Genomic DNA, 20,480 nt, shown 5'->3' on the forward strand with positions numbered 1-20,480 from the left:
GAACGCCCACCTGCGTCTGGCCGTACAGGCCAGGTCATTTTCTGAAAAAAACTTCCGTCTGCTGTTTCCCTGCGCGCACTCTTCATCCACAATAGCGATTAATTTGTGACGCAGGTCACTTAAACTGGGCGCACGTTGCGTCCGCATTTGCTGCTCTGACAGATCTGACTTCTCATGCAAACAACACCCGTTTCCCGTAAGACGGCATGGCTGCGCGTCGTGCTGTTGGCTATTGCTGCTTTTGTTTTTAATACCACAGAATTTGTTCCTGTCGGCCTGCTTTCCGACATCGCCACCAGTTTCGCTATGAAGACGGCGGACGTGGGGATTATGCTCACCATTTACGCCTGGGTTGTTGCACTACTCTCCCTGCCGCTGATGCTACTGACGCGACAGATTGAGCGACGTCTGCTGCTCTCGGTGCTGTTCATTATTTTTATTGCCAGCCATGTGCTCTCTACCGTCGCCTGGGATTTTACTTCGCTGGTGGTGTCACGCGTTGGCATTGCGCTGGCCCATGCGGTGTTCTGGTCGATAACCGCCTCACTGGCGATTCGCGTTGCCCCGGCGGGCAAGAAAACTCAGGCACTGAGTATGCTGGCTACCGGTACGGCGCTGGCGATGGTACTGGGGGTGCCGATTGGGCGCGTGGTGGGACAATATCTCGGCTGGCGTACCACGTTCGGCATGATCGGTATCTCGGCGCTGGTGCTGATGCTGCTGCTGGCTAAAGTGCTGCCCAAACTGCCGAGTGAGCATACCGGCTCGTTGAGCAGTGTGCCGATGCTGTTTCGTCGTCCTGCACTGGTCTGCATGTATCTGCTGGTTACCCTGGTGGTCACGGCGCACTACACCGCCTACAGCTATATCGAACCTTTTATGGCCGTTGTGGCACAGGCAAGCGAGAACTTCACGACTCTGCTGCTGTTGCTGTTTGGATCGGCCGGGATTCTTGGCAGCGTGCTGTTCAGTACGCTGGGCAACAAATTCCCGTCTGCGCTGCTGCTGCTCGCCATTGCGCTGATTACGCTGAGCATGGGGTTGCTGATTTTTGCCGCCGTGCATCCTGCTGCCATTAGCGTGCTGTGTATTGTCTGGGGAATGGCCATGATGACCATTGGTCTGGCGATGCAGGTACGTGTGCTGGCGCTGGCGCCTGATGCTACCGATGTGGCGATGTCGCTGATGTCTGGTATTTACAATATTGGTATCGGGGCGGGTGCACTGCTGGGGAATCAGGTGAGTGAACATCTGCATATGGCGGATGTGGGTAATGTGGGCGCGCTGCTGGGGCTGGCTGCGTTGTTCTGGTGTCTCTGGAGTTTTCGCCGCTATCCGCAGTTGCGCAGTAACGGATAAAGATTTTCAGCGGGCCGTGGCCCGCTGAAGTCTGCTGACTACGCTGTTATGCCGCTCAGTTATAGCGGTTCGCGATGCCATGCAGGGCGTTGTTGCCAGAGATCGAAGCGGTGCGGAACGACGTTGTTTCCGCCGCCACGCCCTTTGCGCCAAGCTGCTCCTCCAGCGGCAGCAGCGTACTGCTGCCAAAGGCGCTGATAACCCCGGTTTCATTATAAACACCAGGAATTTCATTAGCCTGCTGGGCGGCCTGGCTGGCAAGGGAAAAGAAACCCGACAGCAGTGCCAGCGTAATCACTTTCATTGTTGTCATGATAACCCTCCTTTCCTCTCTCCGGCGTCTGGCTTACTGATAAATCACGGCGGTGCCGTGCAGTTTGTTCTGGCCGGTGGTAGAGGTAATGCGGAACGATTTCGCACCGGCGGCATCGGCTTTCGCATTCAGCTGAGCTTCCAGCGAATCCAGGCTGCTACCGCCCTGGGCGGAGATGGTGCCTACCGGCTGTTGATGCAGCGGATCGCTGGTCACCTGTTCAGCAGCAAAAGCGCCAAAGGACATGGAAGTCAGGGCAACGGCAGCCAGGGTCAGTTTGATGTTTTTCATAGCGACTCTCTTCTTCAGATTTTGATAAGGTTTATGTCGTCATTTAATTAACGATCATTAATTAAAGAGTATGCCTCTTCTGTCAGGGCGTCAACTATTTTATTAATGATCGATATTTTAATCACAAGGTGGCGTCATTATGGCCGTGGCGGCCGGTTGCCACTGAACCAATCAGGCGTTTTATCCGGTCGGCACACAAAAGGTTAAATCTCGTCTCAGGCAGCCGCTGTGCGCCTTGCATATTTTTTTAATGATCGGTAATTTATTGGCTGTGTTTCTTTGTGTGTGAGGTGCTATGAGCCAGAATCAGGATACTGTGGTGAAGAAAAGTCGCGGGCGCCCGAAACGCTTTGACCGTGAAGCCGCACTGGATAAGGCGCTGGAGCTTTTCTGGGCACACGGCTATGAAGCGACCTCGCTTTCCGACCTGGTGAGCGCAACTGGCGCAAAAGCCCCTACGCTCTATGCGGAATTTGAGAGTAAAGAGGGATTGTTCCGGGCGGTCATGGATCACTACAGCCAGAAATTCACTGCCCAGCGCGATGCGGCGCTACGCAGTCCGGGGCAAAGCGTGACTGAGGCCATTGATAATTATTTTCGCGCCACTGCTGCCTGCTTTACCGATTGCAGCAAACCTGCAGGCTGCTTTTTTATCTGTACCTCGACGGCCCTGGCGGCTTCCTCGGGCGAACTGGCGCGCACACTGTTACAGCGCCATCAGGCACAGGAAGCCAGCCTGAAGGCTTTTCTGCAGGAACGGCTGGAACTGGGCGAGCTGAAAGCAGATACCGATACCACCGCCCTCGCGCGTTATCTTTCCTGTATACTGCAGGGCATGTCAGTACGGGCACGTGAAGGTGCGATACGGGAAGAACTGGACAGCATTATTGATACCATGATGGCTCTCTGGCCAAAACTGACAGGCGTGTGTCAGGCAAAAGCATAGCGCTGGCATACGAACAACTGGCCAGATTACATCGCTTGCGAGAGGGAAAGGATCATGAAATATCTGACGCTCTGCCTTTCCCGTCCGGTAAGCCGGGTGATGCTGGAGGATTTGAAAGCGATCATTCCTGGCGACGCGCTGCGCATCTTTATTAATGGCCTGGATGAACAGCGGTATACCACGCTGGAGTGTGTGCAGGATGAGCGGTTCTGTGCGCTGATCGCTTCAGCCATTATCGTCTGGCGGCAACTGGGTTATATCAACACTATTCTGTTTCAATCCGGCGAGTTAACGCGCCGGGCGGATGATGCCAGCCAGTTTCAGCTGTTCACCATGATGAAAACATCACGGGCAATACTGCAAGTTGCCTGACCCTGCAGGAAAAAAAGTGAAAATCGGCGTTCTTTTTCCCATTGCGATTATTGTTGTGGGCGTTTCATTTCTGGCCTGGTTTGTTCTCAGCGGCGCCGCCGTGCCGGGCAGTTAACATCAGGCTGTGACAGCTCAGCGCAACTGACTGTCTTTACTGCCGCGACGATTAAACAGCGCATGGTTATTCTGCTGTTTATCGATTTCCTGCTGGCAGGCGAGACAATATTTTACCCCTTTCAGCGCATTGCGCCGGGCGAGAGGTATCTCTTCGCCACACTCTTCGCAAAAACGCGCGCTCTCCCCCTGCCCGATCGACTGGCGCACGCGGGTAATTTCATCATTGACGGTGGTATCGATCTGGTCCTGTACGGCTCCGTCAGAAGCCCAACCGCTTGCCATGTTCGCCTTCCTGTTTATCTGACGTCTGTTTACTAACTATGGCGGCAAAAGCGGGAATTTCAATCACAAGCGGTAAAGTCTGAATGGCAGCCATAAAAAAACCCGCACCATGGCGGGTTTTTCAGCGTAAGGAGAATCAGCGGTTCCGGCCAGCGGCCATCATCGTTATTCTCATTTTCCTTTACGGCTAAATCTTATTTAGCAACCACGTTGATTGCAGAAGGACCTTTAGCGGGATTGTCCTGAATTTCGAACTCAACGCGCTGGCCTTCATCAAGCGATTTAAAACCGTCATTCTGAATAGCAGAGAAATGGACGAATACGTCTTTGCTGCCATCTTCAGGAGAGATAAAGCCGAAACCTTTCTCAGCGTTAAACCATTTTACTAAACCAGTCATTTTCTTAGACATAACTATTACCTTTAATTGATAGCCTTTCGGCGAACGTGGTCTGGGTACAGAATTTACAGAGCGCTTAAAGAGGAGACTCACGAAGAAGGGATATCGAAGGATAACACTTATGATGAGAACTGCTTTACTAAACTGCTTTGGCATGGTCTGCGTATCAAACCGATAACGCTATTAACGCACGTTTCCCCTGGGCTGGCAAGCACTGTTCGCTTTTTAATATAAAACTGCCTGCAGATTCCTTTGACGTGCCGGGAGTCGTGCTTGCTCTCCTGGCAGAGGTAATAAGTTACAGAGGTGGGCAAGGCGTTCATGCGCCTTGCTTTTCTGCTTGCCGTTACGCTAATGGAGGGGGCCAGGGTTCAGGCTTTAACTTCGACCAGAACCAGCGGATTTTTTTTAATCTGACTGGCGGCCTGTTGGGCTATGGAGCAGACCGCGCAAAGATCTTTCGTTTCCGTTTTATATTCATAATCAATAAAACACCTGAATTTTTCACCATAGGAACTGAGCCGACAAAACCGACGGGGTTCAAGCAACTCATCCAACTGTAAAAAGGTTAATGCTGACGGGTTATGAAACCCTACTCTTACGCGATATGTAGTCATGGGCTGATTATTTTGCCAAAACCGCAGGAGAGCCAGTTGTTAACACTTCTTTTTGGGATAGGTGAAAACTAACGTGTTAACGCCGGCAGAAAACAGGTTCTGCTCTGCTGTCAGGGTCACGTTATGCAGATACGAACTGCTCGGAAATGCGCAGAAATCGTAATTCAGCACTAAAGTTAACAAACCCTCACCTGAATAAGGATTTCATTCGTGAAAGCACTTACATATCATGGCCCTCATCGCGTCAGTGTTGATAACGTGCCCGACCCGGTGATTGAAGCACAGGATGATATTATTCTGCGCGTCACGGCGACGGCCATTTGCGGCTCTGACCTGCATCTGTATCGCGGTAAAATTCCTCAAACCAGGCATGGCGATATTTTTGGCCATGAGTTTATGGGCGAAGTGGTAGAAACCGGCCGTGATGTCACCGCCGTGAAAAAAGGCGATCGGGTCGTCATCCCTTTTGTGATCGCCTGTGGCGACTGTTTTTTCTGTCAGATGCATCAGTACGCCGCCTGTGAAACCACCAACACCGGGCGCGGTGCGATTATCAATAAAAAGCAGATCCCACCGCCGGCGGCGTTGTTTGGCTTCAGCCATCTGTATGGCGGCGTGCCTGGCGGCCAGGCAGAGTATGTTCGGGTGCCGAAAGCGAATACCGGCCCCTTTAAAGTGCCGCCGCTGCTGGCCGACGACAAAGTGCTTTTCCTTTCCGATATCCTGCCCACCGCCTGGCAGGCCGTCAAAAATGCCCAGGTAGGGAAAGGATCACGCGTCGCTATCTTTGGTGCCGGTCCGGTTGGCCTGCTGTCAGCTGCCTGTGCTCGTCTGGCTGGCGCGGAACAGATTTTTATGGTCGATCATCACCCTTACCGTCTCGAATTTGCGCAAAACCGCTATGGCGTTATCCCGATCAATTTCGATAAAACCGAGGATCCGGCTGAAGTGATTATTGATAACACGCCGGGCAACCGGGGTGTGGATGCGGTTATTGACGCAGTGGGTTTTGAGGCCAAAGGCAGCACCACAGAAACCATCCTGACTAACCTCAAGCTGGAAGGCAGCAGCGGTAAAGCGCTGCGCCAGTGCATTGCTGCAGTGCGGCGTGGCGGGATTGTCAGCGTGCCTGGCGTTTATGCCGGCTTTATCCATGGTTTCCTGTTTGGCGATGCCTTCGATAAGGGACTGACGTTTAAAATGGGACAAACTCATGTGCATGCTTACCTGCCCGAATTACTGAAGCTGATCGAGCAGGGACTACTGACGCCGGAGGAGATTGTGACGCATCATCTTCCCCTCGATGAAGCTGCCGAGGCCTATAAAATCTTTGAGAAGCGTGAACAGGATTGCCGCAAGATAATTCTTGTCCCGGGCGCGCAGACCAAAGGTGCCGAAACCCTCGGAACCAGCAGTGCCGGAATCAGTAACAGTTGACAGCAGTGTCTGACGCGCCCTGCCCGTCAGGTTGCAACAGCGTTGCTCTGCGCAGAAAGAAAAAGGCCGCGATACAGTGGCCTTCACGTAGCTGGCGCTTGCAGGAATGCGCTCACTCTCCTCTCCCCGATATCCGGCTTAACAGTAAACGCTGCAATGCCTGGTGCATCGGGGGCGAAGGCCTGGGGACCAGAAAGAAAAAATCCTGTACCTCAGGCCACCATAATTAAGAATTGTCTTAATAGATGCCTGCATCTGGTTCGGACATGGCAATCTGGCAAAAGGCGCTTAGGCTGTTAATTCAGTCACATTAATCAGGAGGTGTTATGCCCTCAGTTCAGATGCACATTAAAGATCAGCCGAAATATACCTTTACGGGCAACTATTACACCACTGACGTGGACGGAAAAAGCCACTTTGAAATTCAGAAAGCGAGGCAGCCTGTAGAGGCTTTTCAGAGTAAGGAGAAAGGCGATGCCGTAACTTTTGTTTCTCCAGGAGGAGAAGCTGAAGAGATGATTCTGGAAAGCGAAACGGCGACACATTTAATATTCACTTCAGCTGTGTAAGTGATAATAATTTACTATAGACGCCAGCGTTAAAAGGAGATTAACGCAGCGATGAAAATGGTTTATATAAAACGATTAGCCCCGGCAGAATCTGCCGGGGCCGGTGGTTAAAAAAGATAAATAACCTCTTTTTTATTTGGATGGACGTCCACCACCATGGCTATGCTCGCCACCTTTTTTACCTGCTTCAGAAGCTTTTTCGCGGTCATTAGCGAAGTTACCGCCGCTATTCTGCCCGCCTTTTTTACCCGCTTCAGAGGCTTTTTCACGATCGTTTGCGAAATTACCTGGATTATTTGAACCGGCCATAAATTCCTCCTGGACATATTTGTCATTGATTTAATGGCAACCAGCATAATGCTAATTACGCCGGACATTTTCGTGTTGCGTTATTAAGAGTAGCATGCGGACAATAAAGCGCAAATTTTTCTGCCTTATCTCTGTTTTTTATTCAGCCAGAAGGTTTAACTCGCTGTAATTAAAGAAAAGAAAATCATGAAATTAATTACCGCTTCGCTAATGGTGTGTTGCGATATTATATTTTTTACAATGAGAAAAGTTTTCTAAATTACAACCACCCCATGTAACAGTGTTATTTCAAAGCGATAGCACAGGAAATATGTCGCTTGCTTTTTAACCTCTTTTTGCCTCTCCCGGCATGAGTAGTGCCTTTTGGTTTACCATCGCGCCCTGCCCGCTCATGCGCTAAGCGCAGCAGTGAACGCGGGCCAGCAACAGTAAAGGGCTGTTAATCCTGTTTTGCCTTGTGCTGCTCTTTTTTTCTGTTTGCTCTTTTGCTGATGGGCCATAGTGTTGATACTTTATTATAGAATGTTGTAACTAGAGAGACTCAGACGAACCCGTAAAAGATGCGGGCTGGTCAGCTAGCCCGCCTTTTTCCTGTTACTCTTTAATATCAACCTGATAGAAGATATGTTTCCCAAAAGGATCAATCTCATAGCCGCTGACAGATTTTTGTACCGGCTCAAAGATTGTTGAATGGGCAATCATCACGGCAGGCATCTGCTCATGCATAATCTGCTGCGCCTGCAAATAGAGTTCGACCCGTTTGTCATGATCCTGCTCTGCCCGCGCCGTGGTGATGATTTTTTCAAACGGCGCATAGCACCATTTCGATGAGTTGGAACCGCCGTTGGCTGAGGTACAGCTGTAGAGCGGTCCAAAGAAGTTATCCGGATCGCCTGTTGCAGTGGTCCAGCCCATCAGCGCCGCCTGATGCTCCCCGTCCTTCACGCGCTTCAGGTACTCTCCCCACTCATAACTGACGATACTGGCTTTGATGCCGACTTTCGCCCAGTCCGCCTGGATCATTTCTGCCATACGGCGCGCATTCGGGTTATAGGGACGCTGTACCGGCATCGCCCAGAGCGCGATTTCCGTGCCGGGCTTAATCCCCGCTTCCTGCAACAGCGCTTTGGCTTTCACCGGGTCGTAAGTGTAATCCTGCAAACCTTTGTCTGCACTCCAGACGCCGGGGGGTAGAATGTTTTTCGCCACGCTACCGGTGTCTTTAAATATCGCGTCAATAATGGCCGGTTTGTTGATTGCCATCGCCAGCGCCTGACGCACTTTCACCTTATCCAGCGGCGCTTTTGTGGTGTTAAACGCCAGGAAGCCGGTATTCAGCCCTGGCTTTTGCATCAGCGTAATATCGGGGTTGGTGCGCATGCGCGGCAGATCGGCCGGATTAGGGAACGGCATCACCTGACACTCATTCTTTTCCAGTTTGGCGAAACGTACCGAGGCATCCGGGGTAATGGTGTAAACCAGCCGATCCAGTTTCGCCTTGCCCTGCCAGTAATCCGGAAAGGCTTTAAAGAGAATGCGGGAGTCTTTCTGATACTGCTGCAGCATAAAGGGACCGGTGCCAATCGGGTTCATATCCACCTTCTCAGGCGTCCCTGCGGCCAGCATCTTATCGGCATACTCCTTCGAATGAATAGATGCAAAATACCAGGCAAGATCGGCGAGGAACGGCGCTTCGGCATGGCTCAGCGTAAAGCGCACGCTGTAGTCATCCGGCTTGTCGATTTTTGTGATCAGCTTGCTGAGTTCAAGACTTTCAAAGTTAGCGTAGGAGCCGCCAGAGACATTGTGATAGGGGTTGTTACTGTCCATCTGACGCATAAAGGAGAAAATCACGTCATCAGCATTCATCTCGCGGCTGGGAGTGAAAAATTTATTACTGTGGAATTTCACCCCGCGCCGCAGATGAAAGGTATAGACCGTACCGTCAGGACTGATTTCCCAGCGTTCCGCCAGCGAAGGCACCAGGTCGGTCGTACCGACTTTGAAATCCACCAGACGATTGAACAGCGGCGCCGCGCTGGCATCCACGCTGGTACCCGAGGTATAGAGTTGAGGATTGAAATTTTCCGGCGACCCTTCCGAGCAGAACACCAGGGTTTTTGCTGACGCCGTGGTGGCCAGCGCCACGCTTAATGCAGTCAGAGCCAGTCGTACCATCACCTTTTTCATATTGTCTCTCGCTTTTTATTGACTTCCGCTGAGCGGGATTACTAAATGAAACATTAACTTAATAAACAGATAACATGAATCGCACATTAGCGAATAACCCTCCGGGCTCACAAATAAGGAAAAGTGATGACAGACAATCTGGCGAGGCAATTGACATCCCGTTTTTATCGTTATCTGGCGGTGACCAGCCAGAGCGATGCCAAAGCCACGACCCTGCCCAGCACGCCGGAACAGCATGCGATGGCGCAGCTGCTGGCAGATGAACTGCGTGCGCTGGGTCTGGCTGAGGTGGTGATTGATGAGCATGCCACCGTGACCGCAGTGAAAAAAGGCAACTGTCCGCATGCCCCGCGCGTCGGCTTTATTGCCCATATCGATACCGTTGATGTCGGTCTGTCGCCGCATATTCATCCGCAAACCCTGACCTTTACCGGTGAGGATATCTGTCTGAATGAACAGCTGCAGATCTGGCTGCGCACCGCCGAACATCCGGAGATCCTGCCCTATGTCGGCCAGGAGATTATTTTCAGTGACGGTACCAGCGTGCTGGGTGCTGATAACAAAGCAGCGGTCAGTGTGGTGATGACGCTGATGGAGAATCTGAGCGGCGATCATGGCGATGTGGTGGTCGCCTTTGTACCGGATGAAGAGATTGGTCTGCGCGGGGCAAAAGCGCTGGATCTGTCATCCCGTTTCAATGTGGATTTTGCCTGGACCATTGACTGCTGCGAACTGGGCGAAGTGGTGTATGAGAATTTCAATGCGGCGGCGGCGCAGATTCGCTTTACCGGCGTGACGGCTCACCCGATGTCGGGCAAAGGGGTGCTGGTGAATCCGCTGCTGATGGCGCACGACTTTATCAGCGCCTTTGATCGCGTTGAGACGCCCGAACACACCGAAGGGCGCGAAGGCTACGTCTGGTTTAACGATATGCAGGCAAACGCCAGCGAGGCAGTGTTGAAAGCCTCTATCCGCGATTTTGATCTCGCTTCTTTTGCGGCGCGTAAACAAAAAATCGGGGAGGTCGCGCAGCAGATCGCCGCCCGCTATCCCACCGGCAAGGTGGAAGTCACCATCAGCGATACCTACAGCAATATCAGTAATGCCATCGGTGATGACCGGCGCGCCATCGATCTGATTTTTACTGCCCTGCAGGAACTGGCGATTGAACCTAAAGTGATCCCGATGCGCGGCGGCACGGACGGCGCGGCACTGTCGGCCAAAGGGTTACTGACGCCCAACTTCTTTACCGGCGCGCACAACTTCCATTCAAAGTTTGAGTTTCTGCCGGTGCCGTCCTTTGTGAAGTCCTATCAGGTGGCGGAGAAGCTCTGCTACCTGGCGGCTAAATAGTGGCGAAAAAAAAGGCGGCTCACGGGCCGCCTGGTACAGAACTTATTTCGCTACGCTGACATCAATGCCGGGGAAGAATTTCTCCGCCAGTTTTGTCACGGTGCCATCGGTCTGCACCTTCTCGATAGCGGCATCCAGCGACTGTTTCAGCTGAGTATCATCTTTACGCAGACCAAATCCGATACCGGATCCGAGGATCTTGTCATCCTCAACCGGCTCACCGATAAAGGCAAAGCCTTTGCCCTGCGGTTTGTTCAGGAAGCCGGACTGACCGGCAGCCGACATCACCAGGGTGCCATCAAGACGGCCAGCGATCATATCGTTATAGACCTGATTCTGATCCTGATAGGCGGTTACGGTCACCCCTTTCGGCTCCCAGTGCTGCTTCGCGTAGGTTTCCTGAATTGATCCCTGCAACACCCCGATGTTTTTGCCTTTCAGCGCTTCGGCCGTCGGGGCCAGGCCCTGGCCTTCCTTCCCTACCAGCATGGTCGGAATACGATAAATCGGACGGGTAAAGCCGATGCTTTTGGCACGCGCTTCAGTGATATTCATCGCCGAGTTGATGGCATCAAATTTTTTCGCCTGCAGCGCCGGGATCAGCGCATCAAAGCTGCTTTCAACCCAACTGCATTTAAAATTGCCCACCTGGCAAATCGCTTTCCCCAGTTCGATATCGAAGCCTTCCAGCTCGCCCTGCGCATTGCGGCTTTCAAATGGCGGATACTGCGACTCCAGGCCGTAACGTAAGGTTTCCTGCGCCAGGGCGCTTACGGAGGTCAGCATGCCTAACGCCAGTAACAGTGCTTTTTTCTTGATCATTGTTATACCCCTTAATAGTTAGCTGTTCACCCGGCAAAGCGCCTGCGCGCCCGCCTGCAAGGTGGCATCGTCTTTGGCAAAAGAGAGACGAATTAATTTATTGTCTGTTCCGTCCATATAAAACGCTGAAAGCGGAATAGTGGCGACGCCGTAATCCCTGATAAGACGTTGTACCATTTCACTGTCGGCTTCGTCACTGAAATGTCCATAGCTGGCAAGCAAAAAAAAGGAGCCAGCACAGGGCAGCAGTTTGAAAGGCGAATCCTGCATCAGCGCCAGTAGTCGGTCGCGTTTTTGCTGATAAAAGTCGCCGAGCGACAGATAATTTTGCGCGTTCTGCAGATAGTGGGCAAAACCGACCTGCATCGGCGTATCTGCCGAGAACATCATAAACTGGTGCACTTTCACCACTTCCGCCATGAGTTCGGCGGGCGCCACGCAGTAGCCCACCCGCCAGCCGGTAACGTGAAAAGTCTTGCCAAAAGAGGAGACGATAACGCTGCGCTGTGCCAGCTCCGGATGGGTTGCCATACCGCAGTGGCGACGACCATCAAACAGGATATGCTCATACACTTCGTCTGACAGCACCACGATATCGGTGTTACGCGTCAGCGCCGCCAGTTGATCCAGATCCTGCGCGCTCAGCACCTGGGCGCTGGGGTTATGCGGGGTATTGATAATGATCATGCGCGTACGCGGCGTGATGGTGGCGCGCAGTTCATCCCAGTTGATGGCGAAATCGGGTACCTGCAGCTTGAGCCCCACCGGCGTGGCACCCTGCAAGCGGACGACCGGCGCATAGCTGTCAAAAGCGGGCTCAAAGAAGATCACTTCGTCACCTGCATGCACCAGCGCTGAGATCACCATATAAAGACCCTGGCTGGCGCTGCCGGTAATCAATACTTCACTGGCCGCATCGTAGTGCTGGCCATACAGCGTGTGGATTTTTTCCGCCAGCGCCACTTTCAGCGTGCTCAGTCCGGTCATCGGCGCATACTGATTGTGCCCGTCACGCATGGCACGACTCACCGCCTCTACCAGCGCCGGATCACAGGGGAAATTAGGCGCCCCCTGAGAGAGGTTAATGGCGTTATATTGCGCGGAAAGTTGCCCAATGACGCTGAAGATGGTAGTACCAACGTCAGGTAATTTTGACGCGGTATGAACGCTGGAATTAAGGGCCATAAGCACTCCGGGCTGATGCATAATAACGTAAAAGAAACAGATTTCTATTCAACGGGCTCCCACTTGTCCCGACAAGCGAAAAGTTGTCATAATAGCCATGACAAAAAATCATAGCTTGAGGCTGCCATGTCCCGTCGCGTCCCTCCCCTGAATGCCATCGATGCCTTTCTGGTTACGGCCCGCCATCTGAATCTGACCCGCGCTGCCAGTGAACTCTGCATTACGCAGGGTGCGGTAAGCCGCAAGATTGCCACACTGGAGAACTGGCTCGGTTTTGCCCTTTTCGAGCGCCATGCCCGCGGCCTGCATCTTACTGCCCAGGGGGCGGCGCTGCTGCCCGAGCTGCGTCAGGGGTTTGAGATGCTGATTAAAGCGACGGAAAAAGCCAGTCACCACCATGCCACGATCCGTCTGAAGGCCCCCAGTTGTGCGATGCGCTGGCTGCTGCCGCGGCTGATTTCACTGGAGGAGCAGCGGCCTGAGATCCAGGTCGCGCTGACCACCACGCTGGAGCACCATTCACAGCTGGAGAATTTTGATGCGGCCATTGTGTACGGCAAGCCGCCATCCGACGCCATTACCCTGTTTGATGAGGTGCTGACGCCGGTACTGGCCGCGCACCTTGCCCCCCCGGATAACCTTGAGGCGCTGGCGCGTTATACCTTTCTGCATCCCACCGCTGACAGCCGCGACTGGCGTCTGTGGCTTGATGCGCAACGGGCTACGCTGACGATGCGACGTAATCAGCACTTCGATACCATGGATCTGGCGATCAGCGCAGCGCTGCAGGGGTTTGGCGTTACAGTGGCGGATGTCAGTCTGGTAGAGAGCGATATTGCCAGTGGCCGTCTGGTGGCCCCTTTTGCGGCGGGGGTGAAGACGGGCGCAGCATACAGCTTGCTGCAGCGCCCGGAGGAGAATGCGCCGCCTTTGCTGCCGGCGCTGGTGGCATGGCTGTGTCAGCCTCAGAACGCGATCCACTCCTCAGAGGTGACAGGCTGACGCGGGGTCAGCAGGTGCGCCGGATCTGAAGGCTCTTTTTTCTGCGGCGGTGGCGTTACCGCCTCCTCACGGGAAAGACGGAACTGCGCCACCGAGGTCTGCAGCGCTTCGGTCTGCCGCTCCAGAGCGCTGGCCGCAGCGGACACCTGCTCGACCAGCGAGGCGTTTTGCTGGGTGACGCTGTCCATTTGTGTTACCGCGATCCCCACCTGAGAAATGCCTTTGCTTTGTTCTTCAGATGCCGAGGCGATCTGCGTCATAATGTCATTCACATCCAGCACCGACCTCAGAATGTTGTCCATGGTGCTGCCTGCTTCACTCACCAGTTGAGACCCCTTTTTCACACGCTGTACGGAATCATCAATCAGCGCAGCAATCTCTTTGGCCGCCCCGGCGCTGCGCTGCGCCAGATTGCGCACTTCGCTGGCAACCACAGCAAAACCGCGTCCCTGCTCACCGGCACGCGCCGCTTCTACCGCCGCGTTCAGGGCCAGAATATTGGTCTGGAAGGCGATACTGTTAATCACATGGGTGATCTCGGCAATTTTTTTCGAACTGTCGGAGATGCCTTCCATGGTTTCAACCACGTCCCCCACCAGCTTGCCGCCTTTTTGCGCCGTGCCGGAAGCGGTACTGGCCAGTTCACTCGCCTGGCGCGCGTTTTCCGCATTTAACTTCACCGTTGCGGTCAGCTGCTCCATACTGGCCGCCGTCTGCTCCAGCGCGGCCGCCTGCTCTTCGGTACGCGAGGAAAGGTCACGGTTACCGGCAGAAATTTCCGTGGCGCCGCGATAGATATTTTCTGTACCGCTGCGGATCGCGTTCACGGCATCACGCAGGCTATCCTGCATCGCGCCCAGTAAGGGCACCAGTTTACCCAGACAGTTACGCCCGAAATCCTCCACCGGGTGGGTTAAATCGCCTTTGGTGATCTGAATCAGGTGCGCTTTCAGCCGTTCAGAGGGTTTCACCAGTAACGCCACCAGATAGCGATCGGTAAAAACCAGTAACAGCATGCCGATAATCACTGCGCTAATAATAATCGTTCGCGTCACCAGCGTAAGTGTATCGACCGTTACGCGCGTCTCGCCGAGCCTGACGCTGGCAGTCTGGTTAAATTTATCGGCGCTGGCGCCAAAGGCGCGGCTGAGCGCCGGTGTTACGTTGTTGGCCTGCTGAAAATAGGCATCCAGATTCCCCTGGCGCGCCAGTTCCAGTTGCGGCCTGACACCTTTATCCAGCAGTTGCTGCCAGTTGTTCAGCACGCTGTTCACAATGGCACCCTCCAACGGGCCAGGCGCCATGGTCTTAAACTGCGCCAGCTGCTGCGTCATATTATCCAGTGCGCTCTGCACCGTCGCATACTCTTCCTCACCGGGCGTTTTGCCTGCCACCTGGCCCTGCATAACGCGGGTAAGCCGGGTGATGAAACGGAAGTATTGATCGTTACCTTTGCTCAGTATCGTCATCTGACTGACTAAATGGCGGTCGATATCGTTCCCGGTACCCAGTTGTGACAGCGAATGCACGCTGTAAAGGCCAACGCCGGTCCAGAGCAGACAAAAGAGTCCCAGGATGCCGAGCAGCACAGCGCGAACAGAAAAATTTTTGAATATACCCATAGCTGGTCCCTTACGATGAGAATCAGAAATGGCCCGATAAATCAGGCTGATCTTGTTTATCGGCAGCTCAGGGTAAAATGTAAGGCTTACTTAAGTAGATAATGAGATTTTTCTTAAGCACGCAGCAGAATTGTGATGTAATTCAGGCAATTGATCATAAATGACCGTAAATGTTATCTATTAGCCGCAGGTTACTGTAGCGTCCGTTCAGGAAAGGCGCACCTGGCTATGCATCATCAATCGACACAGGCGCATGCGGGCCTGCATAAAATTGCGCTTCAGCCGCAGTCCGCCCTTACCGCCCTCACCAAAAGCTAACGTCAGGTCGTCGCCGGGATGCCAGGCGGGCCAGGGCAGCTCCCCCGGCAGCGTGTGGGTAAATTCACTGGCATCACGGGCAAAAGCGATCCAGTACGCGCTGAGGTTGCGGGCAAAGGCGTCATCTGCCGCATTGGCGGGGGATTGGTTGCTGACATCCGCCAGCTGACTCAGCGTATTAAAGACATAGGGGATTTCGCTACCGTGCCAGCTGCCGTGCGGGTAGCTGTCGCGGGCATGTTCGGAAACATAATCAAACCAGTAACGCCAGCCGGGCATGCCGACATCATGTTGTGCCTGCACGACCAGTGTTGTCAGCGCGCTAAAGGCCATGTCGCGCGCCAGCGCGCGTCCCAGCAGGGTGTCATCATGAATATCATACAGCCATTTGACCAGGCGATAGATCAGGGGTCGCTGGGCACGCATCTCACGTATAATGCGCGTAACGTCAATGCCAAAATAGTCCAGCACGCTGGCTTCATCGCTGTTACTGCCAATGATCAGCGGCAGCCGCTGCTGCTGTCCGGCACGGAAGGTCGCCAGCATCGACCGGGGCAAAAGCGTATCACCAACAATGGGGACCGGCTGCGTAGCCAGCTCCCCTCCGAGCGACCAGAAAGCTTCGGCCGGAAGGCGGCGCAACTCCTCCGCAGTCGCGTTCTCAAGGCCAAAGTGTTTGGCCAGCGCGATGCCGTTGTTCAGCGCCTGACGGCGTTCAACATCGGGCAGGCTGTAAGCGCTCTGTACAATCCCTTTGTTAAACAGCCCTTGCGCCAGCGGCGAGCAGTACAACGAGAGTATGCTGCGCGCGCCGGACGATTCGCCAAATAGCGTCACGTTGTGTCGATCGCCGCCAAATGCCGGTATATTGCGCTGGATCCATTGCAAGGCAGCGATCTGATCGAGTAAGGCGAAATTATTGACCGTTTTCCCCTCAGGATACTCAGAGTCAAGCGCCGGATGGGCAAAGAAGCCGAGGTGGCCCAGCCGGTAATTGAGGGTCACCACCACCACACCACGCCCGGCGAGGTAACGGCCGTTATAGGGCGGCAGACTGCCTGCCCCCAGGGTAAAGCCGCCTCCGTGCAACCACACCATCACCGGCAGCGGTCGCGACGGAGTAATATCGGGCGTCCAGATGTTCAGATAAAGGCAATCTTCGCTGAACACGCCCGGATCGCCGCCGCCGACGTTAATGCAATATTCACGATTCTGCCAGCAGGCATTGCCCCACTGGATCGCATCGCGCACGCCCTGCCAGCGGGCCATTGGCTGTGGCGGCCGCCAGCGTAACGCACCCACCGGCGGGGCTGCATAAGGTAATCCTCTGAAGACAAAGAGGTTATCATCCATCGCCCCTCTGACCTCGCCTTCAGCTGTCATGAGCTTCAGATGACGTTGATTTTTCATTGCTTATTCCTGCAAATGCGTCAATCCATTATTTCCGCGCCTTCAGACAAAGTCCATATGTACACCTCATTTGCAGATTATGCCGAGATTTCAGACAGTTCACTGAACGCGAGTCCAGCCACAGCCAGAGAGCGTCAGGTCAGGCCACAACGCTGCAGACTGCGCTGCTGCCGCGCCTCATACAGCGCCATCTCATCCAGCAGCGGCGCGCCAAGCGCCTGCTCAAAAGCGGCCCGGCTGGCATGTCCGGCGGTACGCGCCCGGGCTTCATCGCCCAGATTTGACTGGAAAATGCCTGCCGCACTTACCGGCAGAAAATCTTCATACACGATAGGTTCGGCGATAACACGCCCCTGTTCAATCAGCGTCTCCAGCGCTTCTCCCGGCTGGGGCGGCTGTGCCCGTCCCTGTTCACTGAGACGATAATCAAACCAGGCCAGCTGCTGCTGACGCAGTTGCTTTTCATCATCCGGAAAGGCGCGGAACGTTTCAGCCAGCTGACGCTGATGCTGCTGGTTATCGCTGCCGCTGCCCGCCTCAGCCAGCAGACGATCATAGAGCGCGCGCCCTGCCGGCGTCAGCGCCACACCACGCTGTTCGATCTCGCCAAAGCGCGCGGTATGGGTGCCCGGATGACCATCTTGAAAGCGCACCGGCTCCTCTACGGCTTTAAAGCTGGTCTGGCGCAGTAAAATCGGCACGCGACGCTGCGGCGGACCCTCGATAATTGCTTTGGGCGTAATGCCGCGCGTGGGCATCAGCGCCTGCACCTGATCGATGTCCAGCGTGCGAGGCGTGAGATGATTAATATGGCAACCGGGAAAACAGACCACATCTGCAATCAGCCGATGCTGCTGGTTCAGCGCCTGCCAGGTGGCGCTGTCAACGGTGGTTTGCCGGTGCCAGCGAAAAGTTTCCAGCGCTTCCTGCACAAAAACCTCTGCCTGTGATGCAGTCAATCCGCCCTGTTGCTGATGCAGCGCAACCAGTTCCCGGCAGCGCGGCGTAAAGATATCGCGTGCCGCAAGAATACGTTCCGCCTGCGCGCGCAGATCCTCATCCTCGATCAGCTCCAGCCGCAGCAGCGAAGTAAACAGACGAAACGGGTTGCGGCGCAGCGCCTCATCCTCCACCGGGCGAAAAGCGGTGGAGTGCACCGGGACGCCCGCCTGGGAGAGATCGTAATAGCCCACCGGCACCATCCCCATAATGGCAAACAGCTGACGCAGCATATTGAGTTCGTCGGCCCGGCCCACGCGGATGGCGCCATGACGTTCAATACTGAGACGGTTCAACTCATCGGCCGCTTCAAGGCGCGCAGTCAGCGCCGGATTGCGGATTAATACCTGCTGATTTACCTCGGCGACCAACTGCATCAGCGTGCCATACTGCGGCACCTCCTGCTGATACATGGCTGACATCGCCCGGGAGAACAGGCTGAGGATCTGGTCGGCACTGAGAAAAGTCTCCATGTTTTTCACCTGTTTGAGTGAGCGTTGCTGCTACTGTAAAACAACGTTATGACGGCAGGCGAAAAAATCTCTGAACTGTGATCGTCGAGACAGTTAGTGTCTGGTAGCAGAGAAAGGCCAGAGAGACAGGGGTTGTTAACGCTGCCGGCGATCATCCGTTTTGGTAAAAAGATGAGCAATAATGATAGCGCGGGGTTAAGTATCGGGCGCTGAGTCGCAGAGCATCATAAAAAAGAATAAATAATATCCAGTGTAAAGCGTTAAATTTTACCGATTGAGCGCTCTGTTCATCTTGCAGGAAAAAATAAAATGATTTTAATAACAGAAAGTTATCGATTTTTCCTCTGCCACCCCGCCTTTGTTAAATAAATTTTGCAACAAAGTTAACAAAATCACATTTTAGCAGTTGATTGCGCGGGTGGATTGTCACTAACGTTGTGCAATGGACAAAAATATCCTTTTCAATCAGCGCATTCGTTTGCGCCATTTACATACTTTCGTTGCCGTAGCTCAGCAAGGTACGCTGGGTCGTGCGGCAGAAACGCTCAACCTGAGCCAACCTGCGCTCTCCAGAACCCTTAACGAACTGGAGGAGCTGACGGGCGTACGCCTGTTTGAGCGTGGCCGACTCGGCGCCCAGCTCACCACCATGGGCGAGCAGTTTCTCACTCATGCGGTACGCGTGCTGGATGCCCTTAACCATGCCGGACAAAGCTTTCATGCACCGCTCAGCGAACGTCCTACGGTGATCCGTCTCGGTGCGCTGACCACGGCGGCAATGGGCATGCTGCCGCAAATTCTTGACCGTTTTCATCAGCAGCAGCCCAATACCACGATTCAGGTGGCGACGTTACATAATAATGTACTGCTTGCCGGCCTGAAAGCGGGAGAATTTGATCTCGGCATTGGCCGTATGGCCGACAGCGAAATGATGAAGGGACTCTCCTATGAGTTGCTGTTTCTGGAGTCGCTGCGGCTGGTGGTGCGTCCCGAGCATCCGCTGCTAAGTGACAACGTCACGCTCTCTCGCGCCATGCAATGGCCGGTGGTCATCTCGCCGGAAGGGACCGCGCCACGCCGTATCGCCCAGCAGATGCTGGATGAACAGGGCTGTACCCTGCCAGCCCACTGTGTAGAAACCTCGTCGACCTCACTGGCGCGCCAGCTGGCGTTACGCTACGACTATATCTGGTTTGTGCCTTCTGGCGCGGTTAAAGAGGATTTAAGCCACAATGCGCTGTGCGCCCTGCCGATTAACGCGTCGGGGGCCGGAGAACCAGTCGGGATTATTACCCGTACCGGCGATACTCTGAGCCTGAGCGTGGAAATCCTGATGGCAACAATGCGCAAGCTGCACAGTTAGCGGCTATTAGCGGCTACGTTTGGCGTGCCGCTCGCGATTGTCGAGCCGTGCCTTATCAGTTTTACGCAGGCCGACATAAAGCGCGCCGGCGCCACCATGCTGCATCTGAGCCACACAATAGGTCTGGACATCATCAAACTGTCTCAGCCAGCGCGCCAGATAACTGCGCACGATATTGGCATGAGACTCGTCATTGCGGCCTTTGCCATGGATAATCAACAAATTGCGTAACCCCGCCTTGCGCGCCTGCTGTATAAAGTTGAACAGCGCCTGACGGCAGTTCTCTACCGGCTGACGCAACAGGTTCAGGCTGGCATCCAGTGGGTATTTTCCCTGACGCAGTTTGTCGAGTACACCCTGCTGAATGCCGTCCGCTTTATACTCCAGCGGCGTATTCAACGGAATAATATCGAGGTAGCCGCGCGTCAGAAAATTTTCCTCTTCGCTGCGCGCTTCCGGCTGTCGGGGTGCTTTCGTTGCAGGTGTTTTCAGCCAGTGCGTGCTGGCCTGATCTTTTAGCGGTATGACATCGTCCATGGCGTCTCGAAAAAGATTTTTATCATCAGGGTTCATGATTCATTCTCACGCCAGTTACATCCCGGACGCAACATACGCCGCGGAAGTGAAAATTTTATCAAAGTCGGACTGCTAAGCGTAACCCCCTGACAGTGATTTGCCAGCCTGCCGTCTTTTTCACCGTTTACCTTAACCGCCTGCTATTAACCCTGAAATT

Annotated in this window: 22 protein-coding genes; 9 read left to right on the forward strand and 13 right to left on the reverse strand. The window is 54.1% G+C overall.

From position 1 onward, the window contains the following. Positions 1–174: 174 nt before the first annotated feature. On the forward strand, positions 175–1,359 hold the full coding sequence (locus tag E0E17_RS16240; protein WP_130835030.1) for a sugar transporter: 1,185 nt from the start codon (positions 175–177) through the stop codon (positions 1,357–1,359). Positions 1,360–1,414: 55 nt separating this feature from the next. Here the strand turns inward: E0E17_RS16240 and E0E17_RS16245 are convergent, their stop codons facing one another. Together E0E17_RS16245 and bhsA are read right to left on the reverse strand one after the other, a co-directional pair. Next, positions 1,415–1,672: a YdgH/BhsA/McbA family protein gene (locus E0E17_RS16245; RefSeq protein ID WP_130835031.1), complete on the reverse strand. Its 258-nt coding sequence runs from the start codon at positions 1,670–1,672 to the stop codon at positions 1,415–1,417. 33 nt (positions 1,673–1,705) lie between these two features. Then, on the reverse strand, positions 1,706–1,963 hold the full coding sequence (gene bhsA / locus E0E17_RS16250; RefSeq protein WP_130835032.1) for a multiple stress resistance protein BhsA: 258 nt from the start codon (positions 1,961–1,963) through the stop codon (positions 1,706–1,708). Positions 1,964–2,258: 295 nt separating this feature from the next. Between bhsA and E0E17_RS16255 the strand changes: the two genes are divergently transcribed. The 3 genes from E0E17_RS16255 to E0E17_RS20260 are packed head-to-tail and all read left to right on the forward strand — an operon-like array spanning position 2,259 to position 3,396. Further along, a complete protein-coding gene (locus tag E0E17_RS16255) occupies positions 2,259–2,909 on the forward strand; it encodes a TetR/AcrR family transcriptional regulator (protein WP_130835033.1) in 651 nt (216 codons plus the stop codon). Positions 2,910–2,963: 54 nt separating this feature from the next. Then, positions 2,964–3,281 carry a hypothetical protein gene (locus E0E17_RS16260; protein WP_130835034.1) on the forward strand — a complete coding sequence of 106 codons (318 nt, stop codon included), beginning with the start codon at positions 2,964–2,966 and terminating at the stop codon, positions 3,279–3,281. A 16-nt stretch (positions 3,282–3,297) separates the two neighbouring features. Next, positions 3,298–3,396, forward strand: a complete 99-nt coding sequence (locus E0E17_RS20260) for a YoaK family small membrane protein (RefSeq protein ID WP_165446241.1) — start codon at positions 3,298–3,300, stop codon at positions 3,394–3,396. Between the two features lie 17 nt (positions 3,397–3,413). Here E0E17_RS20260 and E0E17_RS16265 read toward each other — a convergent pair whose 3' ends face one another. From E0E17_RS16265 to E0E17_RS20460, 3 genes are all read right to left on the reverse strand, one after another. Next, positions 3,414–3,680, reverse strand: a complete 267-nt coding sequence (locus tag E0E17_RS16265; protein ID WP_130835035.1) for a DksA/TraR family C4-type zinc finger protein — start codon at positions 3,678–3,680, stop codon at positions 3,414–3,416. 194 nt (positions 3,681–3,874) lie between these two features. Further along, positions 3,875–4,090 (reverse strand): transcription antiterminator/RNA stability regulator CspE, encoded by a 216-nt coding sequence (gene cspE, locus E0E17_RS16270; protein WP_130835036.1) that lies wholly within the window; start codon positions 4,088–4,090, stop codon positions 3,875–3,877. Between the two features lie 359 nt (positions 4,091–4,449). Further along, the gene (locus tag E0E17_RS20460) at positions 4,450–4,695 is read right to left on the reverse strand and encodes a hypothetical protein (protein ID WP_130835037.1); all 246 of its coding nucleotides are present in this window, start codon (positions 4,693–4,695) and stop codon (positions 4,450–4,452) included. A gap of 210 nt (positions 4,696–4,905) precedes the next feature. Between E0E17_RS20460 and E0E17_RS16280 the strand changes: the two genes are divergently transcribed. Together E0E17_RS16280 and E0E17_RS16285 are read left to right on the forward strand one after the other, a co-directional pair. Further along, positions 4,906–6,132, forward strand: coding sequence for a zinc-dependent alcohol dehydrogenase (locus E0E17_RS16280; RefSeq protein ID WP_130835038.1), 1,227 nt, complete (start codon positions 4,906–4,908; stop codon positions 6,130–6,132). A 326-nt stretch (positions 6,133–6,458) separates the two neighbouring features. Continuing rightward, positions 6,459–6,701: a hypothetical protein gene (locus E0E17_RS16285; protein WP_130835039.1), complete on the forward strand. Its 243-nt coding sequence runs from the start codon at positions 6,459–6,461 to the stop codon at positions 6,699–6,701. Between the two features lie 132 nt (positions 6,702–6,833). Here E0E17_RS16285 and E0E17_RS16290 read toward each other — a convergent pair whose 3' ends face one another. Continuing rightward, the gene (locus E0E17_RS16290) at positions 6,834–7,010 is read right to left on the reverse strand and encodes a con-10 family general stress protein (RefSeq protein WP_130835040.1); all 177 of its coding nucleotides are present in this window, start codon (positions 7,008–7,010) and stop codon (positions 6,834–6,836) included. A 594-nt stretch (positions 7,011–7,604) separates the two neighbouring features. Next, on the reverse strand, positions 7,605–9,200 hold the full coding sequence (locus E0E17_RS16295) for an ABC transporter substrate-binding protein (RefSeq protein ID WP_130835041.1): 1,596 nt from the start codon (positions 9,198–9,200) through the stop codon (positions 7,605–7,607). Between the two features lie 126 nt (positions 9,201–9,326). Between E0E17_RS16295 and pepT the strand changes: the two genes are divergently transcribed. After that, positions 9,327–10,553, forward strand: coding sequence for a peptidase T (gene pepT / locus E0E17_RS16300; protein WP_130835042.1), 1,227 nt, complete (start codon positions 9,327–9,329; stop codon positions 10,551–10,553). Positions 10,554–10,595: 42 nt separating this feature from the next. Here pepT and E0E17_RS16305 read toward each other — a convergent pair whose 3' ends face one another. Further along, positions 10,596–11,375 carry a transporter substrate-binding domain-containing protein gene (locus E0E17_RS16305; RefSeq protein WP_130835043.1) on the reverse strand — a complete coding sequence of 260 codons (780 nt, stop codon included), beginning with the start codon at positions 11,373–11,375 and terminating at the stop codon, positions 10,596–10,598. A gap of 18 nt (positions 11,376–11,393) precedes the next feature. Beyond that, positions 11,394–12,560 (reverse strand): methionine aminotransferase, encoded by a 1,167-nt coding sequence (locus E0E17_RS16310; RefSeq protein WP_130835044.1) that lies wholly within the window; start codon positions 12,558–12,560, stop codon positions 11,394–11,396. Positions 12,561–12,686: 126 nt separating this feature from the next. Between E0E17_RS16310 and E0E17_RS16315 the strand changes: the two genes are divergently transcribed. Further along, positions 12,687–13,562 (forward strand): LysR substrate-binding domain-containing protein, encoded by an 876-nt coding sequence (locus E0E17_RS16315; protein WP_130835045.1) that lies wholly within the window; start codon positions 12,687–12,689, stop codon positions 13,560–13,562. On the opposite strand, the gene E0E17_RS16320 is transcribed toward E0E17_RS16315, so the two are convergent. The 3 genes from E0E17_RS16320 to hglS all read right to left on the reverse strand — a co-directional run bounded on the left by E0E17_RS16320 (position 13,526) and on the right by hglS (position 18,384). Further along, the gene (locus tag E0E17_RS16320; RefSeq protein ID WP_130835046.1) at positions 13,526–15,184 is read right to left on the reverse strand and encodes a methyl-accepting chemotaxis protein; all 1,659 of its coding nucleotides are present in this window, start codon (positions 15,182–15,184) and stop codon (positions 13,526–13,528) included. The two genes, E0E17_RS16315 and E0E17_RS16320, sit on opposite strands and share 37 nt — an antisense overlap. A 207-nt stretch (positions 15,185–15,391) precedes the next feature. After that, positions 15,392–16,912, reverse strand: coding sequence for a carboxylesterase/lipase family protein (locus tag E0E17_RS16325; protein WP_130835047.1), 1,521 nt, complete (start codon positions 16,910–16,912; stop codon positions 15,392–15,394). Between the two features lie 134 nt (positions 16,913–17,046). Continuing rightward, entirely contained in the window at positions 17,047–18,384 is a 1,338-nt protein-coding gene (gene hglS, locus E0E17_RS16330; protein ID WP_130835048.1) for a 2-oxoadipate dioxygenase/decarboxylase HglS, read from the reverse strand. Positions 18,385–18,826: 442 nt separating this feature from the next. Between hglS and E0E17_RS16335 the strand changes: the two genes are divergently transcribed. Next, positions 18,827–19,747 (forward strand): LysR substrate-binding domain-containing protein, encoded by a 921-nt coding sequence (locus E0E17_RS16335; protein ID WP_130835049.1) that lies wholly within the window; start codon positions 18,827–18,829, stop codon positions 19,745–19,747. Positions 19,748–19,753: 6 nt separating this feature from the next. Here the strand turns inward: E0E17_RS16335 and smrA are convergent, their stop codons facing one another. Next, a complete protein-coding gene (gene smrA / locus E0E17_RS16340; protein ID WP_130835050.1) occupies positions 19,754–20,320 on the reverse strand; it encodes a DNA endonuclease SmrA in 567 nt (188 codons plus the stop codon). Positions 20,321–20,480: the final 160 nt, after the last annotated feature.

It is taken from the genome of [Erwinia] mediterraneensis, from assembly GCF_900604315.1.
In the GTDB taxonomy this organism is placed as follows: domain Bacteria; phylum Pseudomonadota; class Gammaproteobacteria; order Enterobacterales; family Enterobacteriaceae; genus Pantoea; species Pantoea mediterraneensis_A.

Excerpts from the sequence above, each read along its gene's own strand:
- E0E17_RS16240 (WP_130835030.1), top strand. The coding sequence starts at position 175 with ATGCAAACAACACCCGTTTCCCGTAAGACGGCATGGCTGCGCGTCGTG.
- E0E17_RS16245 (WP_130835031.1), bottom strand. The coding sequence starts at position 1,672 with ATGACAACAATGAAAGTGATTACGCTGGCACTGCTGTCGGGTTTCTTT.
- bhsA (WP_130835032.1), bottom strand. The coding sequence starts at position 1,963 with ATGAAAAACATCAAACTGACCCTGGCTGCCGTTGCCCTGACTTCCATG.
- E0E17_RS16255 (WP_130835033.1), top strand. The coding sequence starts at position 2,259 with ATGAGCCAGAATCAGGATACTGTGGTGAAGAAAAGTCGCGGGCGCCCG.
- E0E17_RS16260 (WP_130835034.1), top strand. The coding sequence starts at position 2,964 with ATGAAATATCTGACGCTCTGCCTTTCCCGTCCGGTAAGCCGGGTGATG.
- E0E17_RS16265 (WP_130835035.1), bottom strand. The coding sequence starts at position 3,680 with ATGGCAAGCGGTTGGGCTTCTGACGGAGCCGTACAGGACCAGATCGAT.
- cspE (WP_130835036.1), bottom strand. The coding sequence starts at position 4,090 with ATGTCTAAGAAAATGACTGGTTTAGTAAAATGGTTTAACGCTGAGAAA.
- E0E17_RS20460 (WP_130835037.1), bottom strand. The coding sequence starts at position 4,695 with ATGACTACATATCGCGTAAGAGTAGGGTTTCATAACCCGTCAGCATTA.
- E0E17_RS16285 (WP_130835039.1), top strand. The coding sequence starts at position 6,459 with ATGCCCTCAGTTCAGATGCACATTAAAGATCAGCCGAAATATACCTTT.
- E0E17_RS16290 (WP_130835040.1), bottom strand. The coding sequence starts at position 7,010 with ATGGCCGGTTCAAATAATCCAGGTAATTTCGCAAACGATCGTGAAAAA.
- E0E17_RS16295 (WP_130835041.1), bottom strand. The coding sequence starts at position 9,200 with ATGAAAAAGGTGATGGTACGACTGGCTCTGACTGCATTAAGCGTGGCG.
- pepT (WP_130835042.1), top strand. The coding sequence starts at position 9,327 with ATGACAGACAATCTGGCGAGGCAATTGACATCCCGTTTTTATCGTTAT.
- E0E17_RS16305 (WP_130835043.1), bottom strand. The coding sequence starts at position 11,375 with ATGATCAAGAAAAAAGCACTGTTACTGGCGTTAGGCATGCTGACCTCC.
- E0E17_RS16310 (WP_130835044.1), bottom strand. The coding sequence starts at position 12,560 with ATGGCCCTTAATTCCAGCGTTCATACCGCGTCAAAATTACCTGACGTT.
- E0E17_RS16315 (WP_130835045.1), top strand. The coding sequence starts at position 12,687 with ATGTCCCGTCGCGTCCCTCCCCTGAATGCCATCGATGCCTTTCTGGTT.
- E0E17_RS16320 (WP_130835046.1), bottom strand. The coding sequence starts at position 15,184 with ATGGGTATATTCAAAAATTTTTCTGTTCGCGCTGTGCTGCTCGGCATC.
- E0E17_RS16325 (WP_130835047.1), bottom strand. The coding sequence starts at position 16,912 with ATGAAAAATCAACGTCATCTGAAGCTCATGACAGCTGAAGGCGAGGTC.
- hglS (WP_130835048.1), bottom strand. The coding sequence starts at position 18,384 with ATGGAGACTTTTCTCAGTGCCGACCAGATCCTCAGCCTGTTCTCCCGG.
- E0E17_RS16335 (WP_130835049.1), top strand. The coding sequence starts at position 18,827 with ATGGACAAAAATATCCTTTTCAATCAGCGCATTCGTTTGCGCCATTTA.
- smrA (WP_130835050.1), bottom strand. The coding sequence starts at position 20,320 with ATGAACCCTGATGATAAAAATCTTTTTCGAGACGCCATGGACGATGTC.